The organism is Gilliamella sp. B3482, assembly GCF_026536805.1.
In the GTDB taxonomy this organism is placed as follows: domain Bacteria; phylum Pseudomonadota; class Gammaproteobacteria; order Enterobacterales; family Orbaceae; genus Gilliamella; species Gilliamella apicola_E.
Window position 1 is genome coordinate 395484 of sequence record NZ_JAFNNL010000003.1, and the last position, 24362, is coordinate 419845.

27 protein-coding genes and 1 tRNA gene are annotated in these 24362 nt (G+C 34.2%); 4 read left to right on the top strand and 24 right to left on the bottom strand.

Annotation, left to right across the window (positions count from 1 at the left end; genetic code table 11):
- Positions 1-627: 627 nt before the first annotated feature.
- The 20 genes from J3U18_RS07340 to J3U18_RS07435 form a co-directional block, all read right to left on the bottom strand.
- Positions 628-1236 (bottom strand): tail fiber assembly protein, encoded by a 609-nt coding sequence (locus tag J3U18_RS07340; RefSeq protein ID WP_267353414.1) that lies wholly within the window; start codon positions 1234-1236, stop codon positions 628-630.
- Positions 1237-1248: 12 nt separating this feature from the next.
- Positions 1249-2280, bottom strand: a complete 1032-nt coding sequence (locus tag J3U18_RS07345; protein WP_267353416.1) for a phage tail protein — start codon at positions 2278-2280, stop codon at positions 1249-1251.
- Positions 2273-2863, bottom strand: coding sequence for a YmfQ family protein (locus J3U18_RS07350; RefSeq protein WP_267353417.1), 591 nt, complete (start codon positions 2861-2863; stop codon positions 2273-2275). The genes J3U18_RS07345 and J3U18_RS07350 overlap by 8 nt, the downstream gene beginning before the upstream one ends.
- A complete protein-coding gene (locus J3U18_RS07355; RefSeq protein ID WP_267353418.1) occupies positions 2854-3921 on the bottom strand; it encodes a baseplate J/gp47 family protein in 1068 nt (355 codons plus the stop codon). Before J3U18_RS07355 ends, J3U18_RS07350 begins: the two co-directional genes overlap by 10 nt.
- A complete protein-coding gene (locus tag J3U18_RS07360) occupies positions 3914-4327 on the bottom strand; it encodes a phage GP46 family protein (RefSeq protein ID WP_267353419.1) in 414 nt (137 codons plus the stop codon). Before J3U18_RS07360 ends, J3U18_RS07355 begins: the two co-directional genes overlap by 8 nt.
- Before the next feature lie 54 nt (positions 4328-4381).
- On the bottom strand, positions 4382-4945 hold the full coding sequence (locus tag J3U18_RS07365; RefSeq protein ID WP_267353420.1) for a phage baseplate assembly protein V: 564 nt from the start codon (positions 4943-4945) through the stop codon (positions 4382-4384).
- Between the two features lie 24 nt (positions 4946-4969).
- Complete coding sequence (locus J3U18_RS07370; protein ID WP_267353422.1) at positions 4970-6004, bottom strand: phage baseplate assembly protein; 1035 nt, start codon at positions 6002-6004, stop codon at positions 4970-4972.
- Positions 6001-7371, bottom strand: coding sequence for a DNA circularization protein (locus J3U18_RS07375; protein WP_267353424.1), 1371 nt, complete (start codon positions 7369-7371; stop codon positions 6001-6003). The genes J3U18_RS07370 and J3U18_RS07375 overlap by 4 nt, the downstream gene beginning before the upstream one ends.
- Positions 7371-9659: a phage tail tape measure protein gene (locus J3U18_RS07380; RefSeq protein ID WP_267353426.1), complete on the bottom strand. Its 2289-nt coding sequence runs from the start codon at positions 9657-9659 to the stop codon at positions 7371-7373. The genes J3U18_RS07375 and J3U18_RS07380 overlap by 1 nt, the downstream gene beginning before the upstream one ends.
- A 148-nt stretch (positions 9660-9807) precedes the next feature.
- A complete protein-coding gene (locus tag J3U18_RS07385; protein ID WP_267353428.1) occupies positions 9808-10107 on the bottom strand; it encodes a phage tail assembly protein in 300 nt (99 codons plus the stop codon).
- Positions 10107-10469, bottom strand: a complete 363-nt coding sequence (locus J3U18_RS07390; protein ID WP_065563248.1) for a phage tail tube protein — start codon at positions 10467-10469, stop codon at positions 10107-10109. The genes J3U18_RS07385 and J3U18_RS07390 overlap by 1 nt, the downstream gene beginning before the upstream one ends.
- Positions 10469-11968: a phage tail sheath subtilisin-like domain-containing protein gene (locus J3U18_RS07395; protein ID WP_267353430.1), complete on the bottom strand. Its 1500-nt coding sequence runs from the start codon at positions 11966-11968 to the stop codon at positions 10469-10471. Before J3U18_RS07395 ends, J3U18_RS07390 begins: the two co-directional genes overlap by 1 nt.
- Positions 11958-12143, bottom strand: a complete 186-nt coding sequence (locus J3U18_RS07400) for a DUF2635 domain-containing protein (RefSeq protein ID WP_220226173.1) — start codon at positions 12141-12143, stop codon at positions 11958-11960. Before J3U18_RS07400 ends, J3U18_RS07395 begins: the two co-directional genes overlap by 11 nt.
- Positions 12133-12777, bottom strand: coding sequence for a hypothetical protein (locus tag J3U18_RS07405; protein ID WP_267353432.1), 645 nt, complete (start codon positions 12775-12777; stop codon positions 12133-12135). The genes J3U18_RS07400 and J3U18_RS07405 overlap by 11 nt, the downstream gene beginning before the upstream one ends.
- 493 nt (positions 12778-13270) lie before the next feature.
- Complete coding sequence (locus tag J3U18_RS07410) at positions 13271-13624, bottom strand: hypothetical protein (protein WP_267353434.1); 354 nt, start codon at positions 13622-13624, stop codon at positions 13271-13273.
- Positions 13621-14061, bottom strand: coding sequence for a D-Ala-D-Ala carboxypeptidase family metallohydrolase (locus tag J3U18_RS07415; protein WP_267331484.1), 441 nt, complete (start codon positions 14059-14061; stop codon positions 13621-13623). The genes J3U18_RS07410 and J3U18_RS07415 overlap by 4 nt, the downstream gene beginning before the upstream one ends.
- Complete coding sequence (locus tag J3U18_RS07420; RefSeq protein ID WP_065563242.1) at positions 14061-14369, bottom strand: phage holin family protein; 309 nt, start codon at positions 14367-14369, stop codon at positions 14061-14063. Before J3U18_RS07420 ends, J3U18_RS07415 begins: the two co-directional genes overlap by 1 nt.
- 363 nt (positions 14370-14732) lie before the next feature.
- A complete protein-coding gene (locus J3U18_RS07425; RefSeq protein ID WP_267331483.1) occupies positions 14733-15143 on the bottom strand; it encodes an antiterminator Q family protein in 411 nt (136 codons plus the stop codon).
- Positions 15144-15305: 162 nt separating this feature from the next.
- Positions 15306-15959: a hypothetical protein gene (locus tag J3U18_RS07430; protein ID WP_267353436.1), complete on the bottom strand. Its 654-nt coding sequence runs from the start codon at positions 15957-15959 to the stop codon at positions 15306-15308.
- A 2-nt stretch (positions 15960-15961) separates the two neighbouring features.
- Positions 15962-16711, bottom strand: coding sequence for a hypothetical protein (locus J3U18_RS07435; RefSeq protein WP_267353437.1), 750 nt, complete (start codon positions 16709-16711; stop codon positions 15962-15964).
- A gap of 422 nt (positions 16712-17133) precedes the next feature.
- Between J3U18_RS07435 and J3U18_RS07440 the strand changes: the two genes are divergently transcribed.
- From J3U18_RS07440 to J3U18_RS07450, 3 genes are all read left to right on the top strand, one after another.
- Positions 17134-17829: an XRE family transcriptional regulator gene (locus J3U18_RS07440; RefSeq protein ID WP_267353438.1), complete on the top strand. Its 696-nt coding sequence runs from the start codon at positions 17134-17136 to the stop codon at positions 17827-17829.
- A gap of 1012 nt (positions 17830-18841) precedes the next feature.
- Positions 18842-19006, top strand: a complete 165-nt coding sequence (locus J3U18_RS07445) for a hypothetical protein (protein WP_176701537.1) — start codon at positions 18842-18844, stop codon at positions 19004-19006.
- 3 nt (positions 19007-19009) lie between these two features.
- Positions 19010-19282, top strand: a complete 273-nt coding sequence (locus J3U18_RS07450) for a hypothetical protein (protein ID WP_065563236.1) — start codon at positions 19010-19012, stop codon at positions 19280-19282.
- Positions 19283-19492: 210 nt separating this feature from the next.
- Here the strand turns inward: J3U18_RS07450 and J3U18_RS07455 are convergent, their stop codons facing one another.
- The 4 genes from J3U18_RS07455 to dusA form a co-directional block, all read right to left on the bottom strand.
- Positions 19493-19948 (bottom strand): hypothetical protein, encoded by a 456-nt coding sequence (locus tag J3U18_RS07455; RefSeq protein WP_065563235.1) that lies wholly within the window; start codon positions 19946-19948, stop codon positions 19493-19495.
- A 232-nt stretch (positions 19949-20180) separates the two neighbouring features.
- Positions 20181-20257 (bottom strand) — tRNA-Arg (locus J3U18_RS07460).
- A gap of 268 nt (positions 20258-20525) precedes the next feature.
- Positions 20526-22541: a DNA helicase Rep gene (rep, locus tag J3U18_RS07465; protein WP_065734450.1), complete on the bottom strand. Its 2016-nt coding sequence runs from the start codon at positions 22539-22541 to the stop codon at positions 20526-20528.
- 96 nt (positions 22542-22637) lie between these two features.
- A complete protein-coding gene (dusA, locus tag J3U18_RS07470; RefSeq protein ID WP_065563233.1) occupies positions 22638-23600 on the bottom strand; it encodes a tRNA dihydrouridine(20/20a) synthase DusA in 963 nt (320 codons plus the stop codon).
- Positions 23601-23980: 380 nt separating this feature from the next.
- On the opposite strand from dusA, the gene J3U18_RS07475 reads away from it, so the two are divergent.
- On the top strand, positions 23981-24352 hold the full coding sequence (locus J3U18_RS07475) for a DUF5362 family protein (RefSeq protein ID WP_065563232.1): 372 nt from the start codon (positions 23981-23983) through the stop codon (positions 24350-24352).
- Positions 24353-24362 lie beyond the last annotated feature (10 nt).

Genomic DNA, 24362 nt, shown 5'->3' on the forward strand with positions numbered 1-24362 from the left:
ATATCCTTTTTCATTTTAACACCCCAACATTGCATAACTGGTTTATTGGGGAAGTTATTTGCCCAATCTGGGATAAAATATGGGGTAGTTTCTAATTGGGAAAGATTATGAATAATAAGTTCATCGGCATTATCACTCACAGTGATTTGTAATTGATATAGTTGAGTTACTATTTCAAAATAACCTGTAGTATTAAAGCCAAATTTTTTACAGTAAAATTCAAAATAATGTACCTTTTAAATACCGTAGGGATATCTTAACATGATATTTAAAGATAAGTTTTATATGTTTCGATTATTCTAACACTTTTTGCGATCCACTTCCCAACTTCTCATTTCAATTCACACTTCCCAAAATATTGGTTTATGATGAATAAAACTAACTAAACATTAATAACATGATCACAATAAACTACTCAAAACAATTTACATACTAACCTACCCTGATAACGATTCAATTTACGATTGTAAAAATGATTCGTATTTGATTTTTCCATCTCTCGACATTTACAATGACTGGTGGTGTTTTTATAAGAACGATAGATTAAACAAAGTCGGAATTTTTGAATCGTATCAAGATGCGGTAGAGTATGTGAAGTTGAAGATTGATAGTGTTTAGTTATTCAGGTTATTCAGGTTTTTCAGGCCAGTCGATATCAGGTGCGGTATTAACATCTATCTGATTTAATTCAAAACGATATTTTTTCCATTTTTTTAACATTTCTCTTTGTTGTTCTGTAGCTATATCAGCATCAACAGCATCCTGCAAATTACTTATGGCGCTATTTGCTCCGTTTAGTAATTGCAATTGTTGTGATTGAGCAATCGCTATCTCGTATTGATGTTGTTTGTCTTTATCTAACACCCACTTTTTACCATTCCATGAATCAAAATCTGAATTTGGTTTTAACAATGTAAAATCGTCTGGTATATCACCTATAAAAGTTACTGTTGATTCAGCACCAGTTTCTATTGAATAGATTCTTTTACCACGATAATCAGTTGGGTATATCCATTTATCATCTTGTCGTACAATAGCATGATCATCGTCTACTTCTTTTGGCGCATCTAAATATGACTGAGCAGGCAATCCAACACCGGCAGGCAAAAATTGATAGGTTGATCCTTGATATTCATTCGTTTGAGAATTAACATTAAAAACCATCCTCCAACCTGGATGTGTTGTTATTCCACTATTATTTAAAATAGCTGTTTCTGGTTGTAATTGATATTTCATTATTTTCTCCTGTTATTCGGCTCTAACAATATAATTAAATGCAACATTACTCGGATGATTGTCGTGAGAAACTGGTACCACACGAGACGCATCAAAATTAATTCCACCTGCGTCCCCTACATCAACCTTTGTAGGTGTCCCTGAGGCATGTCTACTATAAGCTCTAAATGCTCCAGTACCTGTCCCTCCATTTTGCCCGAATGTTTCTGATATAGGACCTACATCTCCCCAAATATTTCTAATTGCGTCACTCTGGAAACTAAGTATGTTACGATTTGGATCTAATCCACGCCCGTTATCTTTCCCCCTAATAAATACACCTCGTAAATCTGGTAATGTTCCCCTTGGATAAACACCAGCCAATTTGGGAAATTGATTAACATCAAACTGTGCACCATTACATAAAAACCATCCATTTGGTATATGATCACTAGGCCAAGGTTGCGGAATTCCTGCCGGTAGCATTTTATCTCGAACGAACAAATCCAGATTTGTTACTCGTTCAGCAGGTACGTAACCCTCACATAGCGATCCCTCAGAATTAAATCCCCACGCTGCCTTATTGCTCACCCTATTATACATTGCAACAACACCATCATCACGTACAAACAAATAAAATCGTTTATCGTGAGAATGTACCCGGGATTCATTTGAGCACAACTCAAATTTATCAGAAATATCGCCGATTCTATAATGTGCATTGTTAGCATTGGTATTTGCCTTCGCCGCATTATCATTAGCTTTTTTAACAGCCAGAGGTGTAGCCGCTTCGGTTTCTGATTCGCTGTTAGTTGATGAGTTAAGCTTTACACTACCTTTACTGACAAACTCTTTAATAGCTGTGGCAAGTTGATCATGTTTTGTTTTATCAAGCACGAAACCTGCTGATTCAATGGCATTAGCAATTTCCTCTTGAATCGAATCACAATACAAATAATCAAGTTGTGTTGCTGGTGTACCAGTTTGTGGATTTCCCCTAGTAAACCCATTTTTTCCTTGCCCAAATTTATCTTTTTGGGCTGTTGGTGTGTCAATTCTATGCATTGATTACTCCGTATTTAAAAATTACATAGGTATGTGATGGGCATAATTTGTCAATTATGCATTCGATCTGTTTGTCACTCCATTCCCTTAAATATGAATCACAATGATCCTCACATGTCATTTCTGTTATTTTATAATTGTGGGGAATGTTAATAATCCAGTAAAAACGCCATTCTTCATCATACAAATAATCTTCGCATGATGATTCACATGTAAAAACATCATTGTTATAGTTAGTGATAGTTGCATCTGGATAACCGTTGATAGCTAATATATTTAGATAAAAATCTTTATTGATTGCTCCAGTCAGATTTAATTTAGAATCTAAACGATTTCGACGAGTTGTTAACGTTTGAAATAACTCTGAATAACAACTATCAGGTAAACCACAAACTTTCTCATATCTGTCAATAAGTTCTGTTGTAGTTCGCGGATCAATTTCTCGCATTAGGTCATCAACTCGATGATGTGTTTTTGATAATGTTAATGCTAATGATAAAAGTATTGGCTCTTCTTTATCCCATGCTGGGCCGTATGGTAATAAATGACTAACCATACTTTGATATTGTTTTTCTATATCCATTCAATATTCCCCAATACTGCAACTTCATTTTTTTCTATAAAAATATTTTTATTTGGGTACATTAATTCATGCGAATATTCACCAAATGAAGCACTGATTACTTCACTTATACGAGATCTAAATAGTGTTGATTGTGGTCTTCCTTCGCGTAGAAGAAATTCTTTTAACTCTGCTTCTATTTGATAACGAATTTCTGGGTTGTCTGGGGTTACTATAATTTTAAAATCAATGGGCTTAGGGAGAGGTGAAAAAACGATTAACCTAGAGCCAGCAACTGGTGCTAGAGGTTCAATGTGCTTTTTGATATTTTGAATTGTGGTATTGTCTAAAATAGGATTAACAGGATCGCTATTTGCAACCATCAAACCTACGCTACCAGTGCCGGCCCAATGACGATAACACCAAGCCCTTGTAACTCCTGATACTTCTTTAGCCCATTGTACATAATCCTGATCTGCTCCACATTGAGGGGTGTAATACCACCTATCTATAACTCGTTTTCTGAATGTTTCTATATCTTCAACATCTGAACCGCTTTTAATAGAATCAGCGTAACATGTTGATGATAGCTCTGTAACCGGTGAAATCAGTGACATGCTTGTGCCATCATCACAGTTCCCTTTTTTTCCAAGTTCATCACAAATTACAGGCACTCTTAAGATATTATTTGCAGATGTTGTTGTCTGTGTAACTGTATACATGCACTGATCAACTTGGCGTCTAACCTTTTGATCTTTTCTGATAATAATGCCGTCTGATACTTCATCAAACCTAATATAGCCAACCGCAGATGTAGGTTGTTTTCTATAGCAACGCTTCATATTTCCATGCCGAATTAGCCAATTTTCATCAGCTTGATCCGGTAAAATATTTTTGGCCATGTTTTCTATATAACCCAATAATATGTGAGTCGCCCCAGCGATAACACGCCCATAAACCTCAGGATCATTCCGTCGTAACGATATTAATTCATCATCAACAGCTAAACGTGCATACAAATCATTGCGAATAGTTGTGATTAAATCTGGTAAAGTCGGTCTTGAAAATTCACTAGCCATTGATTTTACTCCAAAGGTTATCAAACCTATATTCTTCATTACTTCCATCTTTTTTAAAGATATTAATTGTAGCAACTAAAACAGTTAAATCGATTCGCTTAACAGAAACATCGATACGTGATGCCAGCCCATCATCAATCATCCATTGCACAGCTTCTTTTATATAAATTTTTGCAAAGTTAGCTGTTTGGTTATTTAATTTTGAACGGGCTAATAAATAAAGGCGTGATCCGATTTTGTCGTTAGCGATACTAGGATATGAGTCACCCCACCAGCCATATGGATGATCTGAATCATCACTGGTATTTTTTCTGCGCCAAGTGAATAGGGAAATTATTAGCGCACGATATAGCTTATTTTGAATATCAGTTGGATTGGTATTTTTGCCATTTACTGTCAATATCATTTTTTTTACTCATAAAAAAACCGTCATTAGACGGTTTATATAGTGAAGTGTTAATTACTCTAATCGTTGATTAGGAACCTGCGTAATGGAGTTTGTTTCATTATGAGTGTGCGCATTATAAATGGTTCTAATATCTGAAATAGTGCTGGTTTGGTCTTCAATTTCACCTGTAGATTTTAATAACGGTGTAGCAAAATTTGTCCCAAATGATGCTTTAACAACTAAGTTTTTGGTATTTAGTTCTATTGCATCATCAGCATTCACAATAAATTTTTTAGTTTTTACATTAATTTCATTATTACGATTAAAAATAATGTAATCACCTTCATCTGTATAAATGGCTACTTCACCCTGCTTAAGCGACTTAATTCGATAACGACGATCCCCTGCTACTAATATTACACCATGAGACTTATCACCGTCTAAAAAAAATGCAACGGCTTCAGCTCCATCTAATGGCCTTGAAGTAAAACCATAAGACTCTATTTGTTCTATATCGCTTTTCTGCTCACCACCAGACATTTTTATTTGCAATGTTTGGCATTTACTTGCACTGTTACTAGATGTTATATAACCACGTGAAACCAAATTCATTATTTTATTTAAAACTTTTCGCATTAAAACACCTCACAAGCATTTGTTTTAACTATTTTTTATCTTTTTCTCAGGTAAATATGCCTCGACTGGACCAACCTTCAATTCACATAGTGTTCCACGGCTACTTAAACTATATTTAACTTCGGCAATAACCAGTTTTTCGCTATCAAAACCCAATAGAGGATCATCAACAACTACCATTTGATTAGGTTTCCACAATGACCCATCACCTTGTCGCCAGCCTTGAATGGTATAAGTCGCTTCTCGGGTTTTACTCGCTCTTAACGTTTTTTCCATTTCACAGCGTTCTTGGCACGTACCATTATTTGAATCCCCTGACTGTTTAATAATTAGAGGGCGATAGCGAAGAATTTCTTCATCCTTAGATGAAGAGCTGACTGAAGAAAGCGTTGCTTTTCCAAAGTTTTTATCATCACCAATGCTCTGTCCAGAAACAAAATAATCTGAATAGCGATCTTTAATGCTTTTTTCAGCATCTCCTGAGAGAATATTAACACCAAGGATTAATGCAGTTTTTGCCTCATCTGAACCAATATCACCAATAACTAGTTGTCCTTGTTCATCATCAAATACGATAATCTGTTTCAATCCCATTATTTTGCTAATAACATCGAAAACAGTATCGCCCTGATCTGCCTGAATGCTTAGAGAACCTGCATCAGTACTTTGGTTAGATACATTTAGTTTGAATGGCTCAACTAAATCTTGTATCACTTGTAATGTTGAACTATTACTATATTGTTTAGGTACTGCACTACAATCAACGCAATCAGCAGTTTTACTCCTACCAACGATGCCCATAGATAACGATCCTGCATCATATCGAATCGGCAACGATTCAATATAGCCAGTTAAAACAACATCATCATCAATAAACACCTCAACAAGATCACCGTTTTTAACAGCTATTTTAGTTTCTAAATTTTCTCCTGATGAAGGCCATTGACGGGTAATAGTGACATTAAAATCTCTTGCCAGTCGTTCAATACCTGCCGAGATACTAATTTCAGTCCATCCTCCGAAATATTTGCCATTAACCTTTAATAAAACGTTATTCATGGTTTGGGTACTCTTAGTTCTTTAACTGGAACGAATCCAGGATGAAAAATACTGTTGCGAATCGAGATATCCTCACAACGTGAAGCATTGTTATAGAGATAGTGAGCTAAAACTAAATCAGGCAACACCTCATTAGGGATATAGACAATTGTTTTTTCTATTTTGATTAGGCGAGCATTGATATCTTGATTTACTGCGGCCTTTAATTTTGCTAACGCAATGTATAATCCATCATACTCCGTTCGCGATAATTCTTTATCAAATGACTTATTGATGGACTCCTTGATATCCAACAAATCATCAAATGAAATGGTATTATGTTTTTCAACTGTTGATGGTGTTGATACATGTGTGCTTGTTATATTAGTAATTAAATGACTAGTTGGTAACGTATGTTCTTGATCAAAATAATTCTCTTTTTTACCTTTTGTTGACTCTAACGCCACAGGAGCAAAAGCTTGTTTTCTTTTATCTTCAACTTGTTTAGGTAACGATGCAATTATTCGTGATACTTCTGTAAGTGCGGTAACTCGAATAGCAGTATTAATCAAGTTTTGATTTTTCTTTCTTTTTTGGGTAGATTTGCTATCAGTTGACCAAATTGCCCCAGGGAAAATGCTCTTTATAAATGATATACCATTAAACACCTTTACTCTTGCTATTAACCCGTTTATAGAATTGGAAAATTTTGTCGCACTATGCCACACCTTTTTAATTGAATTAACGATTGATGGTCCCCCCGTTCCAAGGATAGGCGATAAATTACCATTTAGGATTTTAACTGCATCATTAATATACGGGGTTATTGCATTAAAAGCATCGGCTATGTCATTTAAAATTGACATGGTATTATCAAGAATACTGTACTGTACAAAATCAGGCACATCGATTAAGTCAAAATCTTCAAATGCATCTAATAGTGCTTGATCTACATTATCTGCATTTTCTTCTACAATATCATCAGTAGCTACTGAAGAATCGGGGAATATTAACTCACCAGCTTCGACAAATGAAAATGAAATTACACTCATTCGACCGTTTTCAACTGAATTATTTACTGTTATTTGCCCTTCTATATTAACATTAAGTTCACCAAGAAATGGATGAATTAACATTCCTGAGCCTTCTTGCTCAATGGCATTAACTAATTTTTCAGTTTGTTCTTGATAGTCATCCCCAATTAAAAAAGCTTCTATTTTATTTTTACGTGCTGAACGCCCCATATCTTCAGTATACGGTACATCTCTAAATGGATATTCATGGGTTTGATTACGCCGTCCAAATTCAGATGATGTGCTACTAACTTGAAACCGTACACCACGAAAACTTGCTGGAAGCAAATCATTCAACCAACTTAGATTTATCATCAACCTCTCCCTAAATTCGCATACGGATTCCAGCCAACATCTGTTTTCATATTAAAACCTGATGCCTGTTTAGTTTCTTTTACTATTGTACCTTCAGGTGCATTTTCAAACTTAACAACAAGTTCGCCATTACCAACTGTATTTGAAAATTTATTAATTGGCATTTGAGGTGTTTGATAATAAGGATAATTATCCATCAGCTTTGTTACTTCTTGAGGTAAGCTCGATGTATCAATATTAACCTTTATATTTTTTTTATCATCACCGAAAAGAAATTTCCACACATTCAGTAACGGTTCAATGCCAGACTTAACGTTATTCCATAACTCTTTGAAGAAGTTTTTGACACTATCCCACATTTTAGGAATCAAATCACCTGCTGCTTCAAATGGGGTTATGAATACATCAAAAATAGGCATCAAACATGGCTTTATAGTTTCCCATAAACCACTGAAAAATTTACTGACAGCTTCCCATGCCTTTACAATTATTTCACCACCTGCTTTGAATCCCGCTATAAAGGCGTCAATAATAGGCATCACAAAAGGTTTGATAAATTCCCATAGCCCACTAAAGAACTTACTGACAGTACTCCAAGCATTAACAATGAAAGAAGCCCCAGCTTTTAAACCTTCAACAAAGAAATTAATAATCTTCATAACATAAGGTTCAATTGTTGACCATAAATTGCTAAAGAATTGACTAACAATTCTCCATCCATTTACAATCAATGCGGCTCCATCTTTGAATCTTTCAATAAAATTATTAATAAATGGCATAACGTGAGGTTCAATAATTCCCCAGAGCCATTTAAAGAATTGAACTATTTCATCCCAATATTCAATAATTAAACCAGCTCCTAATGCTATAGCGCTCATAGCAAATCCAATTGGATTAGCTTTCAAAGCAGTGTTAAATCCTATTAATCCTATTCTTGCAAAATCAAATGCTTTTTTTAATTTCAGTTTAGCTATAGCTAATGCCTTTGTGAACCAGATGTATCCCTTTGTTATACCAGTTGCTATTGTAAGCGTGTTAGAAACTGCGCCAACAATAATATTTACACCCGCACATGCAATACGAAGACCAATTAACCCAATAACTGCCATTGCAACCATTTTTACCAGTTCAGGATTTTCTTGAATAAAATGACCAAATTCAACCACTAGCGGCTGTAATTCATTTAAAAGCTCTGTAAATGCAGGTAATAAGGCATCATTTATCGATAAACTAATATTAGTTAACGCATTGTTAAAAAGCTGTAATTTATTAGCCGTTGTATTTGAACTCGAATCATATTTTTTTTGCATCGAACCAGCATATTGTGCTGCATCACCAACTCGGTTAAAGTTAGTTTTTAACAAGTCCATATTGCTAAGTAATGGAGATATAGATTCAACACTTTCCTTACCGAATAACATAGTTAGCGCTGTTGCGCGTTTATCTGCTGACATATTTCCCAAAGATTCAAGCACCTTCATAATCGTTCCTTCGGCATCTTTTTGCATGCCTTTGGCTATTCGTGTTGATGTGAATCCCAATCGTTGTAATACTTTTTGTTGTTCTGCTGTAGCTGCCTTACCTGATGTTAACGTCAGCATAAAGTTTTTAAGGCCAGTTGCTGCCTGTTCTGTATTTGTACCTGTTGCAATAATGGTTGAACTTAATGCCGCTAATTTATCAGCACCAACACCAGATTGTGCTGCAAGAGTACCAATTCGTGAAACAACTTCAGAAATATCTTTTGCGTTTACATTTTGTGTATTGCTTAATAGATTGATTTTATCTGATAAGCTAACTACCTCTTTTTGTGTCAATTTTAAAGACGTTCGCCATGTAGCCATTGTACTACCAGCTTCCTCAGCAGATGTCTCAAACGCGATCCCCATTTTTATGGCATCTTGAGCAAACTGTATTAATTCATCCCTTAGAATATTTGCACGACTTCCCTGTGCAACAATAGAAGCAATATCTTTAGACGCAATTGGTAAACGTAATGACATTTCGCGAATATCTTGCCCCATTTCTTTAAATTGTTCTGGCGTATCAAAGTTAATAACTTCTCTAATATTTTCCATTTTTTCTTCAAATGCCATGGCATCCATCATTCCTTTGACAAACATCGAAGAAAAAGGAAGATCAGTAACAGCATTCTTTAAAGTAAGTTTCCCAAAATCTGATTTACTTAAGTTTTCGCGAAATTCTTTGAATTTATTATTCATTTTATTTAAATTTGGTGACAGTTTATCAACACCTATCACTAATTTTTTTGAGTCAAAGTCTGCCATTATGATTTCCTACTGCTTTCTATGCGGTTTGCTTGTTCGACTAATTCAAATACTTCCGATAGTGAACGTTCTTCTAAGATGTGAAATGGTGACAATTGCCAGTACTTGGCTATATCAAAACAAAGGTTTACAAGATATTCGATTGTGATTATTCCGGTGTCACTTCTCCCTCCACGGTAGTCACTTCCTTCGCCTTTGGGCCTAAGAACATCATGATTTCACCGGTAATCATTAAAAAATCGTAAGGTGTAAGTTGTTCGACGGAGCTGGGTGTAACGTTACCTAGTGTAACGATATACTCAGCAATTTTTTTAGGATCCCCAATCATATTACTATCAAATGGAAAGCCTAATTTTTTAATATCCTTAACAGTTGGTTCGTTAAGTTCAAGTACATGTAATTCGTTGCCATGAGCCATAATAGGCTGTGATAATTTGATTTCTTTCATTATTGATAAAATCCTTCTTGACCATGAAATTCCAATTCTGCTGTACCTTCTTCTGCGTTGTGATTTACTTCACCTTCAATCCATGCGTTTGACAGTACATAAACTTTTCCGTTGGCTAGTTCTGCTGTAACTGTCATTGAATCACTTGAAACTAACATGTCTATAGGAAAATCACCTGGCACTTTAAATGTTCCTTTAATGTAGGGAGCACGAAATGTTTCTTTATAATGAACACTATTATCTAACCCTAAAATACTTTCTTTAACGTTAGTATTCATTGGGACTTCTATGCCGCCGGTTAATGACAATTGAAAAGAATCAACTTTGATGTAAGTTGTTCCTGAAATACGTCGTTGTGTCATTATTTTTTCTCCTCTGGATATTGCAATCTAAACTGTGCTAACACAGCAAAAACACGTAATTGATTAACGAGATCGGGTGGAAATAATACATCCAATCGGTTAGGATCATTGATATTTCGCTCAACAATTAAGTTCTTCTTAAACACATCAAAATTTTCAACTAATCCCATTAATTCTAGTTGACGATAAGTTGCGTTAATTTCAGCTTTAGCAACTGCCGGTGTAATAATTGCCTGCCCAGTACCAAATCGAGTACCATCGTTTGCTAGTTTATGTCGTGGATATTTCGATGTAATCACACTGCGTAATTTACGTAACACATATGCAAGCGTATGCAATGTTTCACTATCGAGATAGCTATTATCAGCAATACCATAACTGTTACGTTGATATGTAGTGATATCTCGTTGAATTAATAAATTACCACTTGAAACATATGCCGTAGCAATACCGTGACTTAGCAATGATTGTTGCTCAGTTAGTGTAAACTGATTACTATCAGAAGCTGGTAATGCACCATTTAACATTCCAGATTGAGTTGGACGTGCAGGATCATTACGAATAAAAACAGCATTACGAGCAGTGCGCATTGCAATTAATTCATCAAGTCCTGTTTGAACCCTTGATTCATAGCCTGCAACGGTAATATGTTGATAATTCAATTTATCACCAAATTCGACTAATTCTGTCAAATTACCTTTTTTAGCGGTATAAGCATGTCCATACAATTGGCGCGCATAGCTCCAACGTCCTGTAGTGTCATCCATCTCATGATTAAATGTAGCTAAAGACGATAGGTCATTAAATGGGAATGCTATAAAATCAAGTAATTTGTCACCCATAGCTGCAATAACGGGGGTTAAATTAGGGGTACCTGTTCCTCCGCTCATTTGATTGATAACAATATTTAAACCATAAGGAGTATCTTCTCCTCCGACTGTACCATAATAGTTAAAACATAGAGGAATATCATTGCCACTCAACCCTTTATTTTTAGCTGTTAGCGTAATTGTGCTATTATTTAAGACTGCGGTGACAGGTAAATCAAGGTGAGTATTAATCGCATTATGCAATCCATTTGCTACGGTTTCTGCACTATCAGAGACGGTTACTTGTGATTGAATTTTACTATTACCGATATAGAGACTTAATGTTCCTGTTTCTTCTGCAGTACCTGATATTTGAATAGTACCAGTCGCATTCGATCCAGCTGTAGGTTCATCTACCGCGATAACAAAAAGCTCGCCAAAATTATCAATATTACGATAGGATTCTACCATTCTTGATAATTGACTGCCTCGCCCTGCAAGTTTTTTAGCCTGATCTGCAGATGGCATAATAATTAACTTATTACGTTCAATGCTACTATCAGCTAACGGATAAGCAATAATTAGTGAAGCACCGTTATCTTGAATAGTATTGGCCGCAGATGAATCTACTTCCGCATAAAATAAAGGAACCTTTATATTGCTAGGAAAATTGTTAAAACTAATTGTCATTTTTAGCTACCTTTTTTTCTTGTTTCACTTTGATGTTTGTAACTTCTTCAACATCATTATTTGTCAATCGTCTAGCCCAGTACTGGTTATACTCAACATTACGACCGTCTACTGGTAAATAATCCCCATTATTGGGGTCATATACCTGTTTATTATTGACTGGTTTAATTATCATTATTATCCTCATAGATATTGTTATTTAAAAAACTTATTGTTACTCCTGAGTCTTGTTCATTAGCTGTGCCCGAAATGGTATCAAAATTGCCGATATTTAACGGGTTATATAATGGAGGTTTGGTAATACCGGGATTATTTGGATCAAATTGCCAATCAGGAATGGGGATTGGATTATCAGCAACTTTTAAATCAAAATATTGCCGAGTATCTTCAAATCCAATTTCACGCACCGAACTGAAATTAAATTGATAACAAATTCTATCTTTATCTAAATCGAGTAATTTCCCACCATCATATTGAATTGGATAATGAGATGGAGTTAGTTCAAGACCAAGTAAAACTTGCCAAAGATCAACTTTGATATTCTCAACAAGATCATATACTTCTTGTTTCCCTTGCTCTCCTATCAACTTTAATACAACAATAACTCCAAAACCCTCTATTACATTTTGCCAATAATCTGTTTTTGACTTATTGTTCTGCGCTTTATCATCTAGTGGAACAACGTAAGCAGCTGGTAGTTCTGAAAATGTCGTATCTTTAATAGATGAGAATTTAGCAATCCAACTAACTCGCCCTTCAAAACTTAGGCAAAAATGGCGTAATGTATGGACGACATGAGATAATTTCATTGTTTAACCTACATAATTTAAGGTGTTTTTAAAATGCTTTTATTTGCTATATGGTGATTGTTTATTTAATTCTTCAATCATAAAGTTTGCACTTGAAGTACCATTGGCAAAATCGCACCAGCCTTTACCACATTACTATTTAGCCTTATGAGACAACAAACTTGAGCCACCGATAATTCAACAATAACTTATCAGCTAACATCTCCACATCGTTTCTTTAATTATTTGTTAGTTTGATCCAATGGGCATTTTTGAAGTTAGATCCACGTATATACTTACTTTTTTGAGCTAATAGAAGATAGTTATATAAATTAGCTGAGTAAGTTTTAATTTTATCGCCGTAATACTCAAGTAAAGCGCTATTTATTCATCAGTAACTTGTTTAATAGCCCTTTTATCTGCATTACACTTCTCAATGACATTTAATAAATGCTCGTTATATCGGAGGCTATCACCAAAAGTCATGGGATTAGGTGGTAAATTTGGTAAACAGTCACTTAATAGATTGGCTGGTATAGGTCGATTCACGTATACCTTTCGCTCGGTTGAACAAGCTTGCAGAAACAGACATAGGCACAAACTGCTTAGCACAATCATTATCTTTGAGTTGCTCATTAATTTGCTCCTGCCGTTTCAGTGATTGATTTTCTAGTTCACGTTTTGATAATTCGTTATCTGCGATGATTTGGTTGTTTCTAGATATGGTTTGCTCTAGCTGGTTAATTTGATTAGTTAGCTCAGCATTAGCGTTTTTTAATCGTTTTTTCTCTTCAAAATTGTTATAACAGAAATAAATAGCAAAAGTGATAATGATTAATGATATGCTCAATATCTTTTCATTATTCATAGTAAACCGCTCCTATAAATAGTTTTACCACCTTGCTTAACGGCTGTTAATACTATTTGCCTGTTATTGTTAGGACTAAATCCTATGTGTACCCATTGATTATGCTCTTGGATAAGTTTGTCGAATTGAACACCAGCATCAATCAATCTTTGACATATTTCTTTAGGGGTACCATATGATGAACGAAAATCAACTGCTAAACCCTTAGTATGAGCGCTTGTTGATACTCCTCCTACTCTTGCATTTAATGCAGGACAGCGATATCCAGAGGTGATAATAATGGGTTTATCTAATGCTTTTCTAACAAGTTCTAGCTTTATGGCTGTTAACTGCACATTTGGCATCAAATTTTGGGGTACTGAATTATCAATTTTTAAACGACTAGCAGTTAATGAGCGTGTAAATTCTTCTAGCGTGAAATGTTCAGTTAATTTCATTAATCATCTCCTTTGGCTTTTCTTATTAATTGTTCTTCTAATGCCTTGATTAACGCTGCACCTGACCATCCAGCTAAGCCAGCTATACCTCCTGCTAACTCAAAGTCCCAATTAAAATAACTTGCGGCTAATACAACAAGCGTTCCAGCAAATATCGATATAAATATTTGCGCAAACAGCACCCCAATATTAAATTTATTTCCATTTAGGAACTGATAGCAATAACTTGATAGAGAACCAAGCAAAGTAACAAAAAATAAATACACAACAACAGTCCAATTGACGTTGTTAGGGTCTTTTATCGGCATATTTAAATCTTCTTATTAATTATGAGTGGCAGCATACTAGCTGAATGTGAGTTATGGGTGAGTCTAGCATTGCTATCGATTCAGTGATGAGCAAATAGTCAAAATATTGATATAAAAAAAATAGTAAACAAAAATAAATTGAAATAGCTACAACAGAAATAAAATCACATTGAGTATTTCATCAAATGAGGTTGGCAAAAAAAAGAATTAAGCTAGTAGCTAGCGTGTTGATTATTATTTTTCTAGAAAAAACAGAATAATATAGATATAAAAAAACCCAACTAATTAGCTGGGTTTAACTATATGCGTTCTAAACCGCATTTTTACCTTATTATATATGCGCATTTGCGCAAAGTCAAGCGGTTAAGCAACTTTTTTAAAATATTGATAAATATTTCCTCTTATAAACATCTCGGCTTGATTCAATAAATTAATGATATCGTGTGGACGCTTCCCAATTGCTTTTGCCTGCGAGTTACACGAAACACCTCGCAGATAATATGCGGTCAATACAATCCATTGAGAATAATTGTCATTTTTTAAAATCAGTACCGCATTATCAACAATTTCAGCTTCATCTTCTGTTAAATATTGGCGATAATCAACATCTGTTGGTGCTCCCAAAAAAACAGTCGATTTTGAAGGATATTCAGTTCCAATTCTTTTCAATATACGCGTATTTTTCCAGGCAGTTAAAATATCTTTAGTTTCTCTCATTACTCTCTCCCTACTTTGCCAATCTTCGTTCACTTTTGCCGTTGTTTTGTAATTCATTTCAGTATTAATCCCTTCGATTTGCTTACTTTGTTCAGAATATTTCTTTTATTGACTTGCTTTACAGATTTATATTTATTTTTTGCTACATTTGTTGTTAATCCTAATACACAACCTATTACTATTTTGTTGAACATCTAATAGAGTCGCTATTAACAAAGGCTAATTAGCTTTAATACAAGTTCTGTTTTTTTTTAACATCTCTTTAATGTTAGCGATATGCTCCATACTCTTTGCAGAAACCTGATCATCTTTAAACTCAAGCATTGCGATCGTGTTTTCTGGTTTTGGCAAATAGCAATTAGCTTTTTCTGGTGTTAATAAACCAATGAAAACAGCACGATTAATTGCATCATCACGTTTTGTTTTATCGCTACCAAGTGATACAAACACCTCTACATTTTTGCCATTCATCATTGATGAGTTAACTAAACGTCCATAAGCTTCGATAAAAGTTCTTCTTGCTCCAATTTTGTCGCCATTACGATAAACAAGTTCAGCTTGTGCCCATGCCTTTGCTATTTCCTTAGTCCAAACCAAAGTATTAGTTTCATCACTAGCAAGTATTGCTATTGCCCATGCCTCATCGGGTGATAAATGGTTATTAGGACCACCCATTAAATTAATTAAATCAGCAGGCTTCGGCATAAATTCACTTTTACGCACCCATACATTGGCTGCTCTGCGCAATGAATCAATTGGGTATTGACTAAGTGTTGACCAATAAATATTGATTTTAGTTGTACTCGCTTGCTGTCCGTAGAGTTCAAGAAGTCCACCAATAATTGCTAAAAAACCATCTGAGATTTTTGCCATAATCAACTCCTCATACTCTCTAAGACAGCTCGATTACGTTCTGCAAGAGTCATAAATCTTGATTGAGAGTGATTCGATTTTTTATAGTTCCCCGCATTACGTAGCCAATTATTAAATGCAGCGTTCCAATCAATATATTTTTTCCCATTAGCCAAGCAATAATCTTTAAACTTAATAAATTCAGTATCCAAATTGACATTTTCATTTAGTGCTATGTTTCGATGATGATCGTTGGGTTTAAAATCATTAGGCAACTCTTGTTTTTGGGGTTGAGGTTTATCCGCAATAATATTTGTAGTATTCTCTGTAATAGTCTTTGTTGTAATCTCTTGAAATAACGAACTCGACTTTGTAGTCCCCCCGGAATCTACGATGTCTACTTCGGGGTGATTACTTTCTTCATTTCGCGGTAAATGATTAATAGATTTGGCGAAATTAGCTAAAACTTCATTGACCTTTTTATTGTCAATTTTGTAAAAAGTTTTATGTTCTAATCGCTTTTCAGTAATTATCAAAACGCCCTTATCTTGTAATTTTTTTATAGCAGTTCTTTGTTCGTTGTGAGATAAACCAGTTTCTTCCTCTAGTTCATCGCGCGTTTTATACACCCCTAAATCAGATATAGCTTTATCTTGCCAATAAAATAATTGAGAAAATAAAACAGCTGCATTAACACCACCTAACGGCTTAGCCATTTTTGGATAATAGGCATTTGGTCTTCCTTTCAATTTCAATATTTCAACTATATTCATTGTTTTACCTCAAAAATATTCAGCAAAATTGCTATCATTTTTATAAATAATTTCAGTCACTATTTGGTAATTTATTAAATCGTGGGTACATGCCTTTAATCTAACAATCGGATAAATTTTATGTTTGTGCTGAATTGATTGTTTTATCACTTGCAAGTGTTGTAAGGTTTCGAACGCATTGACTTTAGTTTTTAATGTGTCCATCCCCCCTTTTGTGTAATCTAATAGTGATTTTTTATCTCCCTTAACTTCCTAAAATATGGATAGCTTTTGCAGCAGTCTCAATTATTATTCTTAAACTTAACGATAATATTTATTATCAATAATAACCAAAGTTATTGAATAAATCAATAACTATTGTTATTTGATGAGTGATAACTTGAGTTATATAATTAAAAAATTAACAACCCCGAGAAAAAAGCATGACTACATTTACAGATAGATTAAATTTGGCATTAAAAGAATCTGGGATGTCTCAGCATCAACTAGCCGAAAAAGTAAAAATTAGCCAACCAGCTATTCAAAAATTGCTTTCAGGAAAATCCAGTACATCACGAAAAATATTAGAAATCGCTAACGCATTAAACGTTGATCCTATATGGCTAACAAAAGGTGTTGGTAAAGCCAAAGTAAACAAAAATAAATCTAATGCGACAGTATTAGGATCTATCGAAGATTGGGATAGTAAAACACCGCTAGATGATGATGAGATTGAAGTGCCATTTTATAAGGATGTACGGCTAGCAGCTGGTGATGGTTTCACTGATGATATTGAGGATTATAACGGATATAAATTACGCTTATCCAAATCCACTATGCGGAAATATGGCATTGATAAAGAATGCACTGTATGTCTAACTGTCTATGGAGACAGTATGGAACCTGTATTTAGAGATGGTTCTACAGTAGCAATCGATCAAGCTGATACATATGTTAGAGATGGCAAAATCTATGCAATCAATCACGATGGATTATTAAGAATAAAAATTTTAGAAAAAGTGCCTGGCAATCAAATAAAAATCAAAAGTTATAACATTGGCTATGATGATGAAATAGTGCCTCAAGATGAAATAACTATTTTAGGCCGTGTTTGGTGGCAATCGTCTATATTGGATTGATAATAAAGATATAACAATAACCGCTTCGGCGGTTTTTTCATACCTAAGACTAGCATTAACCTATCAAGATCCCCTCACCCAACAACCTTTGATAACTTTATTTTAAAGTTGATAACTTTTATTATTGACATAATTAATAACCTAAGTTATCATTATCACATCAAAACCAATCAACTTAACAACAAAGTTAAACAAGACTACGAGTTATTTAACTAGTTAACGAGATTCAAGTAGCTAGCTGGGGCATATGAAAGTACAGCGGTTTTGATTTGATAGTCGAACGGCGCGACTTTAAACTATGCGTCGGGACTGTGGCGGTAACTCAATACAGGCGGTATACAATCAAACTAAATGCCTTTCAGTGAGAGATATCTAGTTTGAAAAGAATTAATGGTGGCCACTTCTCCTCAAGTGGTGACCTAATAATTAGGGAACTTATTGTAATTGCCTGCTTAGATTAATAGCGCTTTAGTGTGCATTTAAATTTTAATAAATACCGGTATAAAGGGTTTCAGACTACTGCGTAACTAAATGTAATATGTCGCTACTATCATCATACACTGAATATACAGTAGCGCATAACCAGACAACAAAAGCTATCACTCTCCAATACGTAACTCCACTATTTTTTAATAGATTAAATATACCAATGAGAACCATAATCGAATTTAAAAAATTAATTGAATAAATAAATGAGATTACGCTAATTCTGAACAATGTTGAAACATGATATGTGTCGAGTATAAAAGTAGTTGCAATGTAAATTACAATTAAAATCACACTAAATAAAACACCGAACACCCAAAAAGTTACTGCTAGGCTTAATTCGCCTTTAACTAATCTCTTAAATATATTCATATCTGTTTCTCGTGTATAAATAAAACACACTATACAACCAAATACGTTATTCACAAAATTTTACTAGCGAGTTTATGAATACTGACAGCTCGGAAAGACGGCGCAATGCTAAATCCTATTTGCCCTCCAAGCGAGGTCTTTTGTCGAGGTGATTATGACTGATAAAGATTTTGTGAATATGAAAATCAAAGATAGATTTCATAAGGATTATGAGTTAACAGACAGCGAAATAAAGTTTGCCCTCTTTTGCACATACTTTGTGATTTTAGGTGGATTATTTGGCTTGTTCTACTGGATGCTACAAATTGCTACGAGGTGAGTTATGCAGTTACATAAATTGGTTGAAAATGGTTACGAAAGCGCTTACTGCAATATGTTAGACAATATTGAAATGCAAGATGCCAAGGAAGAATGGATTGAAAGTCGAGCCGAAGAACTAATTAAAAACTTCAGTAATGAAAATGATTGGCAAATCATCGAACTACTCAAAATCAAACTGGAAAGTAAAAGTATTGATGATGATATTTATAACCAATTTATTGTTGACATCTGTTATTCGCAAGCTCGCTTTGAATATAATAATCAATCATATTAAGAAATTTAATAAAGATTAATTATCCCATATAAAAAAGTTAAAGCTCCTAAATATTATGCTAATAATTCTGTCGTTAAGGAATTAAATTTGCAATATTTAAATATTAAATAGGGTTAATAAAAAGCGTAAAAAAATCGAACCAAAATTACTAACCAGGCAAATTCAGAACGACGATTTTATAGATGACAGACTTTCATATTAGATTCTTTTTTATTTTGTTGTATCAATAGGCTTTACGCCTGAACAATCACTTTCTTTTAAGGTAATCATAAACAAATATTTATTCTCCTCGGTGGAGTATAAATATTGAAAAATTGCGCCTTTTTTTAATAATTGTTTTATTTGATCATTAGTACAACCATCATTTTTTATTTGAGAAAACAGAAAATCACGGAATTTATCAAATTCACTTTTATCTATCTCATTAAAATTAATTTTTTCAACAATATATCTATAAGTTAATGTATTGTTTTCAGCATAAGATGTGGTCAACATAGTAAATTGATCTAGGCGAATTGGAGTGCGTTCATTCAGTGACTGAGAAATCTTAAAGAGTTGGCCACTAATAGACCTTTTATTAAATAGATCAAACTGGTTAACAAAAAAATAGCAAACAACTGAAACAATAATACTTAAGATAATGTTTCGAATTTTTTTAATACTCAATTAATACTCGCTTATAAATTCTAATAATTTTGAAAATGATAATATGGATAAACGAATATTATAGAATTATCAATACCGTTTATAACATTCATTTTATGATATTGATTTAATTTAATTAATGCAATTATTAATTATTAAAATTGTTATGACATAAACACTTTAAATAGTGTGATAGAGTATGTAAAGATATTAAGGATTAAACTTAAAACTCTTTGATTATATATAGCTTTAATGGCGTCCCCTACAGGATTCGAACCTGTGACCTACGGCTTAGAAGGCCGTTGCTCTATCCAGCTGAGCTAAGGAGACATCGATTGGATTTAGTGATTAAACGCTGAGTATTATATAAAGCTATTTTGATCCGTCAATGCTTTTTAATTGATTATCAATCTATATAGACAAAATATCGTCAATTTTGACGTTATCAGCAATAAATTCAATACTAATAATCAGAAAAATGAAAAAATATACATTTATTCGATCTCAAAAACCTCGTTCCTCAACTTTTTTTCAGTTATGTCGATAAATGTGTTTAGTAATTTGAGCTGTAGTTAATTGTTTTTGATATATAAATAATTTATTTTGCGCTAGCTATTTGCGCTTTTAGCATCGCTAACCGGCTTTGGCCTTGTTGCATTTTCTTTTCTGGTGATAATTCATTACGCTGATCTTGCCAAGCTAAATCGTCTTGTGGAAGTTCGAGTAAAAAGCGACTTGGTTCAACATAAACTGTTTCACCAAATTGTTTTCTCTGCCGGCTGAATGAAAAGGTTAGCTCTTTTTGAGCTCGAGTTATGCCTACATAAGCAAGTCGTCTCTCTTCTTCAATATTGTCTTCATCAATACTTGTTTGATGAGGTAATACCCCTTCAGACATACCAACTAAATAAACATAAGGAAATTCGAGGCCTTTTGAAGCATGTAATGTCATTAACTGTACTTGATCTAACTCTTCTTCAGTTTCATTTCGCTCTAACATATCACGTAACGTAAATCTTGCTACTGCTTGTTCTAGCGTTAATGCTTCGTCTATTTCATCACCCTGTAACATTTCATTCAGCCAGCTAACTAACTGTTCAACATTACGCATTCGCATCTGCCCGGCTGTTGGTGAGGTAGACGTTTCATAGATCCAACTTTCGTAGTGAATCCCATGTAATAATTCATGAATCGCGGCCATTGGTTCGGAATGTGATTTTTCTATCAGAGAATCAAACCAATGGATAAAAGCATGTAGGGTTTCCATCCTTTTGCCTGATAATAATTCGGTTAGCCCCATATCATGACTTGCATGATATAAGCTTACACCACGTTGATTTGCCCATTCACCCAGTTTTTGGATAGTTGCCGGCCCTATTTCTCGTTTTGGTGTATTAATAATGCGGATAAAAGCATTATCATCATCAGGGTTGGTTAATAGGCGAAGGTATGCCATTAAGTCTTTAATTTCAATGCGAGCAAAGAAAGATGTTCCACCAGAAATTCGGTAAGGTATTCGATACTGCATTAGCATTTTTTCAATTAAGCGAGACTGGTGATTTCCGCGATATAAAATAGCATATTCACCGTATTGGCTATTATTAGCAAAACGATGACCAATTAAGTCATTAACAACTTTTTCCGCTTCGTGTTCTTCATTGTCGGCGGAGATCACTTTTAAATGTTCACCATAACTGAGTTCTGAAAATAATTTTTTTTCAAAGATATGCGGATTGTTTTCAATTAAGATGTTAGCAACTTTTAGAATTCTTCCTGATGATCGGTAATTTTGTTCTAATTTAATCACTTCTAACTTAGGAAAGTCTTGTTTTAGTAAAATTAAATTTTTAGGACGAGCCCCCCGCCATGAGTAAATCGACTGATCATCATCACCAACAACCGTAAATTTAGCTCGGCTACCTACTAATAATTTGATAAATTCATATTGGCTGGTATTAGTATCTTGATATTCATCAATAAGCAGGTAGCGGATACGGTTTTGCCATTTTTCTCTAACTTCTTCATTTGTTTTTAGTAACAATGTAGGTAGTAAGATTAGATCATCGAAATCTAATATACTGCAAGACTTAAGTTGTTTTTCGTAAAGTTGATAGCAGTGAGCAAATAATTTTTCTTTGTTGGTTTGTGCTCTAGCCATTGCTACTGTCGAATCAACGATATCATTCTTCCAATTTGAGATGGTAGAGCGTAATTGGTTGATGAGATCTTTGTCTCCATCGAACCATTGTTGTGTTAGTTCTTTGAGTAGAGCAATTTGGTCGTGGTCGTCAAATAATGAAAAATTAGATTTTATACCAAGGTGTTTATGTTCTCGTCGAACAATATCTAAGCCTAAAGTATGAAAAGTTGAAATTTTCAGACCTCTTGCCTCTTGCTTACTTAGCGATTGAGCAATACGTTCTTTCATTTCTCGTGCGGCTTTATTAGTAAAAGTCACGGCAACGATATGACGAGGTAAATACTCTTTGACTCGAATTAGATAAGCTATTTTATTAATGATTACCCGAGTTTTGCCCGAACCCGCACCAGCCAATACAAGGCATGGCCCCGAAACATATTCCACAGCTTGTTGTTGACTTGGATTTAAACGCACAGAAGAAAAGCCCTAAGTAAAATTGTTCGTTAGTATATACTGATTTATCAATCATGCGCAATCAGACGCATGACCAATTAAGCTAGACAAAATTCTTTATTGAATGAAAGTTAATGCGTGTTCAACAACTTCAATTCCCGCTCCTGGTTTATGCGCATTTTCGCTAAGGTAACGTCGCCACTGTTTTGCACCTTTTCTACCATTAAATATTCCTAAGGTGTGTCGCATAATGTGATTGAGTTGTCCGCCTTGACTAAGTTGTGTTTCAATATATGGATAAAGAGTTTGTATTGCGACAATAGGATCGATAATTGGCGTATCATCTCCAAAAATTTGCTGATCAATCTGAGTTAATAGCAGTGGATTTTGGTAAGCTTCTCGCCCAACCATGACACCATCAACATAGTTTAGATGATGTTTGATTTCTTCAATGGTTTTAATCCCACCATTTATGGCAATAGTTAACTGCGGATAGTCACGCTTTAGCTGGTAAACTCGCTCATAATCAAGTGGTGGTACTTCTCGATTCTCTTTTGGGCTTAGCCCCGAAAGCCATGCTTTGCGAGCATGAACAATAAATGTATCGGTATATGGCATCACTTTTTCAATAAATTCACATAAAAATGAATAACTATCTTGGTTATCAATACCTATGCGTGTTTTTACCGTGACAGGTATATTTACCTCTTTTTGCATGGCATCAATACAATTTGCGACTAAATCAGCTTTTCCCATTAAACAAGCACCAAACATACCATTTTGAACGCGATCTGATGGGCAACCTACATTAAGGTTAATTTCATTATATCCTCGTTCCTCTGCCAACTTGGCGCATTTAGCCAGTGCTATAGGATCACTTCCACCTAATTGTAAACTTACTGGCTGTTCCTGTTCATTAAAAGCGAGATAGTCTCCTTTACCATATAAAATTGCGCCAGTGGTTACCATTTCGGTATAAAGTAATGTTTGTTTAGTTAATATTCGATGAAAATATCGACAATGTTTGTCAGTCCAATCCAGCATTGGAGCTATAGAAAATTTATTTAAGGTTGATTTCATTGATATACCGGTGTTTAAAACTGTCTTTGTTGGTTATATTAAAATATTATTATACTTGGAACAACTTCATCTACATTCTTTAAACCTTCATTGTAATACACTTTAGCCTTAATCAGGCATTGAGCAGCTAATTTTAAGATGTGTGAAGTCTTTTTTAATATCATTCCCAGTGGTACTAATTTCCCATTTAATTGTCTTACTCAAATGCACGTTAGAGCTAGTCTTATCGTTATTTCAGGGGTTTACCTTAGAATGATGTGATTAATATAAAAGTTAACCATGTACAATTCTTAAACAAATTTACTTCGACATAGGTAAAGAACGTGTTATTCTTACTTGCATTTTTTTAAATATAATAATTGGTAGTGATAGGAATGGAAATGTTAACAGATAATACAGATACTATTTTAATTAAATCAACAGAATTGTTAAAAAGCCAATTGAGATTTATTGGGACTATGCAACAAATCTTTGGCGTAGTCAATATTGTTATAGGTGCAATTAGCTGTTTAGGTATAATTACAGCTATTGTTGGTATTCCAGTAATAATCAACGGAGTTAAACTTTTTCAATCCGGTAGTGCATTTAGTCTAGCAGCAGCCCTCGGTAGAGGAGAAGACTTTACTGAAGCTATCAGAAATTTACATGGGTATTGGAAATATGTATTAATTGGAATTATATGTGCAGTTATTCTTTTCTTTATCTACCTTTTAATCATCTTTTCAATCATTGCTTCTATAGCTAATCACTAATAATTTCCAC